We start from the raw sequence: 8,219 nt of genomic DNA, 5'->3' as shown, positions 1-8,219 counted from the left end.
GATCATAGGCGAGGCTCCTTTCTTGTCCTTTTCAAACCAAGAAATCCTCGCCTTCTTTTTATCTCTAAGCAAAATTAAACTTTTCTTACTTTTTGCTCTTTTTTACCCCCAGTAATTAAATGCATCCAACAGATGTAAAGTAAGCAACAAATTTAGCATATTTTCTTGATTCACTGGAGTGTTTTTGTTACCTCATCTGCGCTTTTCATTCGATGAACCCTGGGATGAAACCATTTTCTTTATGGAGGAAGTATCATGTATCCAATACCGGTTGCCATAATCCTGATTGCTGCCCTCAGTTTTTTTGCCTATTCAATGAGCAAACGCTATAAACTCCTCACCTTGGGGAAGGCCTCCGATAACCTTAAAAATATTCCTGCCCGAATAAAAGCCCTCTTAGACTTTGGCTTTGCCCAGCATCGTTTGATCGCCAAAGATTTTGTCCCCGGTTTGTTTCATGCCTTCATCTTTTGGGGGTTTTGTATTGTTGCCCTGCAAACCCTCTATTCCTTTGCAGTGGGGTTTAGTGCAAATTTCCATTTTCCTTTTGTTTCCGAATCGCTGTGGAATGGATACCGCTTCGTGAAAGATTGCATCGAGGCCTGTGTGGTCAGTGGGGCACTGTATTTTCTTTATCGACGACTCATCTCTAAGCCCGCTCGAATCACCTTATCCGGCGAAGGAACCTTGATTCTTGGTTTTATCCTCACCCTCATGATCACCGATTTTATAAACGATGGAATCCATTTCATTCACCATGGATTTCCAGGGCTTTTAGCAGGCCCTGTGAGCAGCTTATTCGGACAGGCCTTGTTGAATCTTTCTCCTTCGAGCCTGGCAACGCTTGGCGCCGTCTCCTATTTTTTGCACATCGGGGTCGTACTCCTCTTTTTGAATTTCTTACCCTACGGGAAACATTTTCACGTCATTACCTCACTTCCCAATGTGTTTTTGAGAAATTTAAAACCTTATGGGGCACTCAATCCCATCAATTTAGAAGATGAAAGTGTTACCGCTTATGGAGTTTCAAAATTAAACGAATTTACCTGGAAAGATATTTTGGATGTTTATTCCTGCACGGAATGTGGCCGCTGCACCTCGCAATGCCCGGCATGGAATACGGGAAAAACACTCAATCCAAAGCAGATCAACATCGATCTTAAACATTACATGTATGAAAATATTAATGGGCTCACAGGATCTGCCGAAGCCAGAGAAAAAGCGCTGATTCCTCTGGTGCCTGAAGTCATTAAACCCGATGTGTTATGGTCTTGCACCACCTGTCGCGCCTGTGAAGAGGCCTGCCCTGTTCTCATCGGTTTTGTCGATCGAATTGTGGGGATGCGTCGAGACCTGGTGCTGATGCGTGGCGAATTTCCTGAGGAAGCTCAGGCAACTCTTCGTAATATTGAAACCAATGGAAACCCTTGGGGAATCGGATTTGATGAGCGAGCAAGCTGGGCAAAAGGCTTAAACGTCCCCCTCCTTTCTGAAAAGAATGAAGTAGAAGTGCTTTACTGGGTAGGCTGCGCGGGGGCTTATGATGATCACAATAAAAAAGTTTCAGTTGCCCTGGTAAAAATTCTTCAGGAAGCCAAGGTGGATTTTGCCATTTTGGGCCCTGAAGAAACCTGCACAGGAGACTCTGCCCGTCGTATTGGAAACGAATATTTGTTTCAAACCCTGGCAAAGCAAAATATCGAGACCTTGAATAAATACAAATTCAAGGTAGTGCTGGCTCAATGCCCTCACTGCTTCAACACCCTTAAAAACGAATACCCTCAGTTTGGCGGAAATTATCAGGTGATGCATCACAGTGACTATATCGCCCAGCTGATCAAGGAAGGCCGTCTTAAACCTGTTAAAGAACTTAAGCAAAAACTAACCTACCACGATTCTTGTTATTTGGGACGTTATAATAATATTTATGATGCACCGCGAAAAATCCTAGAGTCTATCCCCGGGGTAGAGTATAAGGATGCAGAGCTTTCCAAAGAAACGGGTCGCTGCTGTGGAGCAGGAGGGGGGCGCATGTGGATGGAAGAGCATACGGGCACACGAGTGAATCATAAACGTTTAGAGGACTTACAAACGGTAAGACCTGAAACAATCGCTTCTGCTTGCCCCTTTTGTAAGGTCATGATCACGGATGCTAGCAAAGACAAACAAGTTGACGTTCAAGTAAGAGATATCGCCGAAATTTTTGCAGAATCACTTCAATAGAGCTAAACGTCATGTTCCTCTTGGAACGTGATGTGCGGTTTATCTAAAATAAGGAGAAGAAGAAATGAAAAAACTCACAATACTCTTAGCTCTGCTGGGGCTGGGCGTAGCCACCCCTAGCTTTGCCCAAATTACAGCCACAGAAGTTCAAAACCCAACTGCTTGCACAGGTTCTGCGGGAAACTGTGGTCGTTGGTACGAATTGATTGAAGAAACTACCCCTCCTGCTTGCGATGCGGCTCGCCAAAACCGAGAAGAGTGCCATCGTTGGTATTCAGAAGGTCGTGAAGCCCCAAAGCCTGTGGTTCAAGCTGCAAAAATTGAAATCAACCAGATCGTTTATTTTGATTTCAATAAATCCAATATTAAACCTGAATCTTACGGCGTTTTGGATGACGTTGCTTCTGTGTTGAAAAACAATCCAAAAATTCAAAGAGTTCGCATTGAAGGTCACACCGATTCTATCGGTTCAGAGGCTTACAATGAAAAACTCTCCGATAGACGCGCTGCTTCCGTGAAGACTTATTTAACTTCCAAGGGCATTTCCGCGGATCGATTAGAATCCGTTGGATATGGTAAAACCCGCCCCATAGCAGACAATGGCACAGAAGCCGGACGAGCCAAAAACAGAAGGACTGAATTTAATATTAAATAATTGTTTTTTTCACTCTATTGTTGACGAGCGCTGGAGGCCTTTGTTACAAGCCCAGCGCTCGTTGTTTTTTATCTGTACAATTTTTTAACAGAAGCGTCACGAGCGATTCAAGTGCAAGGCGCGGAGGCTCCAAAATACCGGAGTTTGCTACTGCAAATGAGGACATTTTGAATACCGCAACGCCGCAATTGAAGTGCGTAGTAGCTTATGTAAAAAATTTACGGGCCGGTAGCTCAGCTGGTAGAGCACTGCCCTTTTAAGGCAGGTGTCCCGGGTTCGAACCCCGGCCGGCTCATGTTGTAGTTATCAGTTGCTAGTAACCAGTTACCAGTAAGTATAGCAAAGTACTTTTAACTGAAAACTAATAGCTAATAACTGTTAACTGTTTTTAACTGTCCCTATCGTCTAGAGGCCAAGGACACTGCCCTTTCACGGCAGTAACACGGGTTCGAATCCCGTTGGGGACGCTATAGTGCAATGAGGCGAACTTTTCGCCACCATCATTGCACGACCCAAATTGAGGGTTCCTTTTAGGAGAACTCCCCCTTGTGCCTCATGGGGCACAAGGGGACCCTCAAATATTTGGGGTATTAATGCGCTATATCTATCCCCCGCAGATTCAATATCGCTCATAATCTCTTCCAAGCGAATTTTCACAAGATAAGGGGTAATCAAATATCTGGTTTTACTTTCGGAATGTGTCAGTCGGGAAATCTGCTGTTTGACATGAAGCTTTCTATCTTCTCGTTGCCGAAGAGCCTCCGAAACAGCATCGATATTAGAAACGTTACCTTTGGTGATAAAACCAATGAGATTTGAAATTTCTTTATCGAGGCCTCCCAGCTCTTTTTCAAAATCCATTTTTTGATCAGGAGCTTGTCGAAGGCTTTCTTTAACGATTTCATTACACCTTTGAGCCGTGGATTGGACCAAGTCTTCATTATGAAGAAACTCTTCCTTTAAATAATCCAAGACTGCTTTTTCCACTCTGTTTCTTCGAATCAGAACACGCCAGTCGCAATTTCCTTTTCGATAAGCGGCTACACAGCCATAATATCCTTCTCGTCTGCCTGAAACCATAGTGACTGTACCCAAGCATTTTGGACAAGCCATCGCGCCGGTTAATAAATGTCGCTGGTCAATTCGATCAAAAGCTCCAAAAATTTTCTGATGTGACTTTGGAGCACTACTTTTTCTTTCTTCCTGATTTTCACCTCTTCGTTTTTGGACAACATCCCATAAATCCTGCGGAACAATTCGTAAATCCTCACGATCTTTTACGATCCATTGCGATCGAGGGCGTTGCTTTTTCGCACGTCTCCCTGTTTCAGGATCTTTTGAATCAAAAAAACGTCCAAATACCCAGCGGCCGATATATTTTTCATTATTCAGAATTTTGTCGATGGGACCAATTTGCCAATATGTCGCGCGAGGAGTGGATGTCTGCACTCCATCAACATTTAGAATTTTGGCAATGGCCACTTTTCCATGACCTTCGGAATAAAGTTTAAAAATACGCCGAACAATTTCGGCCTCTTGTGGAATGATTAAAATGCGAAAATGAGAAAGGACTTCACGACCCTTTCGTATTTCTCTTTTTGTCGCCTCAGATCCATACCCATAGGGCTTTTGGCCTGTTGAAAAATCCTCAAGGGCCCGGGCTTGAAGCCCACGGATAGTTCTGCCCGCATGGGCCTCATTTCCGAAATCAGCCACCATTCCCTTGAAAGTAAAGAAGGTCCTGGCATTCGAATCCGCAGAAGACACACGATCCGTTACTGAAACAAGCTCTACATCATAATGTTTAAGAAGGTCGTAAAGACCAAGTAGATTTCCCAATGAACGAGTCAATCGTGACAGATCATCTACGATTAAAATTTCGAAAGCTTTCGTCCGTATACCTTCAAGAATAGTTTGATAACCAAAACGTCCCGCAATCTTGCCACTAACAGCCTCATCCGAATGAATCCATTTCGGTTCAATTTTGATCTCTGCATCCTGGAAAAGTCGTGTTGCAATTTGATTTTTACCGAGAAGATATTTAATTCGCTCAACCTGATCTACCGCACTGGTAGGACTTTGCATGTCACTCGAATAACGAGCATAAATGGCTCCAAAAACAACAGGACGTACTTCAGGGGAAATTTGTGGTTTCTTGGTCATTTGGAAACCTCCTTTAAGGACAACTCTCTTTTAACTATATCCATAGCAAGAGCATCGATAAAATTCAAAACACCTTTTGAATACTCTATGCTTGAACGATCTTTAAACTCTGTTTTCAAACCGTTATCCATTTCATTTTTTGTATGAATATCCAGCAATACAAGTGTGGGGGGTCTTCCTAGCGATTTTGATTTTTCATCCATCCATAGTCACCGCCCCCTTTGTCATTGTTTTGCTTTCTCCGCACCGACCCTGATTCGCGCCTATAAGGCTCCGTCTACCATCTGCAAAAAAATCCATTACCATTTTCCTAAAAGCCAAAAATTGATTCTCGGACAAACTACTCTGACCTAAGTCGAGAATTTGTTTCATCACCTTGTCAAATGCCCTGAGTCCGATTTCCTGTTTCTCAGTCATCATGAACAATCTCCATCTTTTGTTTTCTCGTTTTAACCCGCCAATCCTCGCCATTCATCCGGATACACCGGCACATTTCAATCATTCGGGAAATAATCCGTTTACCCACTTTTTCTTCCAGTTCTTTCAAACTGCAATTGCTCGTAAAAATCGTGGGAAGCATGTGCTCGTAGCGATAGTTGATCAAAACAAAGAGCGTTTCCTGAACCCATTCCGAAGATTTTTCTGCGCCAATATCATCGAGAATCAGTAGCCGAACCTTTCGAGCCAAATCGAAAAGCACATGGTGAGTCTTTTTTCGACTATCAATCCTTTCCCGCAGTTCTAAAAGAAACTCCGGACAAGAAATAAAAAGCGTGGGCATCTTTCCAATTTGCCTATTGGCAATCGCCGCAGCGAGATGTGTTTTCCCCACACCGCAAGCACCTAGAAACAAGAGCCCGTTGCTGTTAGGCTGAAAGTCAGAGGCAATTTCGTAAGCCTTTTGAGTGTTGGCTTCAGGAACAAAGTTTTCAAAGATTCTCTGCTTAAACCGGATCGACATTCTCGAATTTTTAAAAGCTTCGTCGAGCAATTCCTGCTCTCTCAAAATTCTTTCCTGAACTTCTTTTTCTTTTTCGCATTCAGCGCAAAACGAACTAGGCGGAAACCATCGAGCCGATAATCCCATAAAAGCCGGTCTCAGATAAGGCTCCAAGCTTTTCTTGCATTGCAAACACTCTCCATCCGGAGGTCGTTTATTCGCATAGCTCGTCGTATTTTCCAGCATTCTCCCTAGCATGCGCATCTCCTTGGGCTTTCATCACCCAGCGGTTAAGATCACGAACAAACCACAAAAATGGATGTCCGTTTTCTGTAAGTCGTTTGTCATTGTGCTCGAGATACGCTCGGACGGCCTGACGATAAAGGCTCTCGTCGGGGGTTTTGGCGAGGATGCGTTTTGCGGCACCGCCTTCAGCCTGATAATTGCCCACGATGTATTCCTGACCTCTGGCTAGGAAGTACTCTTCCGCAAAGAGAATCAATCGCGGATGAGTCCAAGTTTGGGCTGCCTGTCGGCAGGTGGGGCCCTCTTGTTTTAACAACAGCTCGGTGTCTTTGACTTCCGCCGAGGCAGAAGATCCTTCTATTTTTTTGGAGCTGGAAGTTTTTATTCCAGCCTCCGAAGGAGGAAAATATTCCTGTTCCTGTTCTTGTTCCTGCTCCTGTTCCTGCTCCTGATTTGGCAAAGTCTTTCCGGAAGGCTTTGAACAGGCTTCCCGAAAGGCTTTATGAAAGCCTTCCCCTAATCCTTTCATGAAATTATCAAGCTCCTGAAATGCTTCATGTTTCAATTCACACTCCGGCATTTCATCCCAAGTATCTTTCCATCCTTTCACTACATTCGGATTTTCCGGTCGGTTGTAAAAAATTGCTTTCGGTATCCAAATTAAACGAGCCTTCCAGTCCGCTTTCACCATGCCTTTCTGAAAGAGTTCCTGAAAGGCTTTCCGGAACCCTTCTAGGTTCCAAGCAATCACTTCACTGAGTCCGGCTTCTCCCGAAGCAATCAAACCTGGGATTCGAGTCGTTTGTGGGCCTGTCAGCAAAAAAAACCAAAGCGTTTGTGCATTCGCCTCAGGAGCTGAAAGACTGCGAAACTTACTGTCGCCCCACATCTTCACAAAAATTTTCCTGTATCTCGACATAAGTTCGTTGTCCCATCGAGCGCCCTTAATTGATCGAGAATTTCTTCAAGTGATCGAATGTGAATTGGATCAAAACCGTGTTCTTGTATGCGTTGATTAAAATTTTCTTCGAGCACTTGAGATTCGCTCTGTATTTTTTGAATGAGAAGTTTTGCTCGAAGAATCAAATCATCCATCGATCTCTCCATCGATTGCTCTAATAACTTCATCGAGGTCATGCTCTCCCAAATGTTTACTTGCCTTCAATAACTCAGGAAGTGGAATATTAGTGGCTGAAGCGAGTTTTACGATATGTTTGAGTTTCATTTCATCCGTCGACACATCACGTTCCCATCGGGATATACTAGAGAAGTGAACACCCACAACCCTTGCCAGTTCTGTTTGAGAGAGTTTCGATCGGTGCCTTAAAGTTCTAATGAGTTCCCCCAACGTCAAAACTTTAGTGTCCATACTCATATGCTCTATATTTTACCTATTTCAACTGTCAACACTAAATACTTAAAAACACACTATTTTTAGTGCTGTAAATTATAATATATGCAAAAAGTATTGCATTCATGACGCACTTTAGCTATTCACGCGTATCTTTATGACGCAACGCTCAATAAATTTATTTCTCCTACGCCTAAAAAATCTCCGGAAAAAAGCCGGGCTGACACAGCAGGATATTGCCGACCGTCTTGGATTAAATCAGGCAACCTACTCCGCGATGGAAAGAGGCAGCCAATCTATTCTGAGCGATTATCTTTTCAAAATCGCGGAAATATTGAAAATTCCCGTCTGGCAAATTTTTGCAAATCCAAACGAAGCTGGAGTTCTAGATAAAGAGGATAAAACTTTCTTTGAGATGTGGATAAGATTTGCTCCCACCGAACGAGAAGTTTTGAAAGCAATGGCGGATCAGATTATGCAAAAGAAAGCGTTGGAAATAAATGAGCACACTTTTATTGTCAGCGCGCATGACAGGGAGCCTGGAGTTCGCATGATAGGGCCCCACCTGTACGCATGATAGGGACCCGGTGGTTCGCAAGGATAGGGACCCACTTTTTCCTCTAAAAAATAGCGACGGATCT

9 protein-coding genes, 2 tRNA genes and 1 pseudogene are annotated in these 8,219 nt (G+C 43.6%); 5 read left to right on the top strand and 7 right to left on the bottom strand.

Going from position 1 to position 8,219, the window contains the following annotated elements:
* Positions 1–255: 255 nt before the first annotated feature.
* The 4 genes from HQM15_11805 to HQM15_11790 all read left to right on the top strand — a co-directional run bounded on the left by HQM15_11805 (position 256) and on the right by HQM15_11790 (position 3,345).
* On the top strand, positions 256–2,223 hold the full coding sequence (locus tag HQM15_11805; GenBank protein MBF0493446.1) for a (Fe-S)-binding protein: 1,968 nt from the start codon (positions 256–258) through the stop codon (positions 2,221–2,223).
* 64 nt (positions 2,224–2,287) lie between these two features.
* Positions 2,288–2,878, top strand: a complete 591-nt coding sequence (locus tag HQM15_11800) for an OmpA family protein (protein MBF0493445.1) — start codon at positions 2,288–2,290, stop codon at positions 2,876–2,878.
* A 222-nt stretch (positions 2,879–3,100) separates the two neighbouring features.
* Positions 3,101–3,173, top strand: a tRNA-Lys gene (locus tag HQM15_11795).
* A 99-nt stretch (positions 3,174–3,272) separates the two neighbouring features.
* A tRNA-Glu gene (locus HQM15_11790) sits at positions 3,273–3,345 on the top strand.
* Here HQM15_11790 and HQM15_11785 read toward each other — a convergent pair.
* From HQM15_11785 to HQM15_11755, 7 genes and pseudogenes are all read right to left on the bottom strand, one after another.
* Positions 3,308–3,991, bottom strand: coding sequence for a hypothetical protein (locus HQM15_11785; protein MBF0493444.1), 684 nt, complete (start codon positions 3,989–3,991; stop codon positions 3,308–3,310). The two genes, HQM15_11790 and HQM15_11785, sit on opposite strands and share 38 nt — an antisense overlap.
* A gap of 93 nt (positions 3,992–4,084) precedes the next feature.
* Positions 4,085–4,597, bottom strand: a pseudogene (locus HQM15_11780) (recombinase family protein).
* A 440-nt stretch (positions 4,598–5,037) separates the two neighbouring features.
* Positions 5,038–5,244: a hypothetical protein gene (locus HQM15_11775; protein MBF0493443.1), complete on the bottom strand. Its 207-nt coding sequence runs from the start codon at positions 5,242–5,244 to the stop codon at positions 5,038–5,040.
* A 206-nt stretch (positions 5,245–5,450) separates the two neighbouring features.
* Positions 5,451–6,239 carry an ATP-binding protein gene (locus tag HQM15_11770; protein MBF0493442.1) on the bottom strand — a complete coding sequence of 263 codons (789 nt, stop codon included), beginning with the start codon at positions 6,237–6,239 and terminating at the stop codon, positions 5,451–5,453.
* On the bottom strand, positions 6,196–7,122 hold the full coding sequence (locus HQM15_11765) for a hypothetical protein (GenBank protein MBF0493441.1): 927 nt from the start codon (positions 7,120–7,122) through the stop codon (positions 6,196–6,198). Before HQM15_11765 ends, HQM15_11770 begins: the two co-directional genes overlap by 44 nt.
* Positions 7,119–7,322: a hypothetical protein gene (locus HQM15_11760; protein MBF0493440.1), complete on the bottom strand. Its 204-nt coding sequence runs from the start codon at positions 7,320–7,322 to the stop codon at positions 7,119–7,121. Before HQM15_11760 ends, HQM15_11765 begins: the two co-directional genes overlap by 4 nt.
* Positions 7,315–7,596 (bottom strand): helix-turn-helix transcriptional regulator, encoded by a 282-nt coding sequence (locus tag HQM15_11755; GenBank protein MBF0493439.1) that lies wholly within the window; start codon positions 7,594–7,596, stop codon positions 7,315–7,317. Before HQM15_11755 ends, HQM15_11760 begins: the two co-directional genes overlap by 8 nt.
* 139 nt (positions 7,597–7,735) lie before the next feature.
* Between HQM15_11755 and HQM15_11750 the strand changes: the two genes are divergently transcribed.
* Positions 7,736–8,155, top strand: a complete 420-nt coding sequence (locus HQM15_11750; GenBank protein ID MBF0493438.1) for a helix-turn-helix transcriptional regulator — start codon at positions 7,736–7,738, stop codon at positions 8,153–8,155.
* Positions 8,156–8,219 lie beyond the last annotated feature (64 nt).

The sequence above is a fragment of the Deltaproteobacteria bacterium genome (assembly GCA_015233135.1).
In the GTDB taxonomy this organism is placed as follows: Bacteria; UBA10199; UBA10199; order JADFYH01; family JADFYH01; genus JADFYH01.
This window is presented reverse-complemented; position numbering and strand designations above follow the sequence as displayed.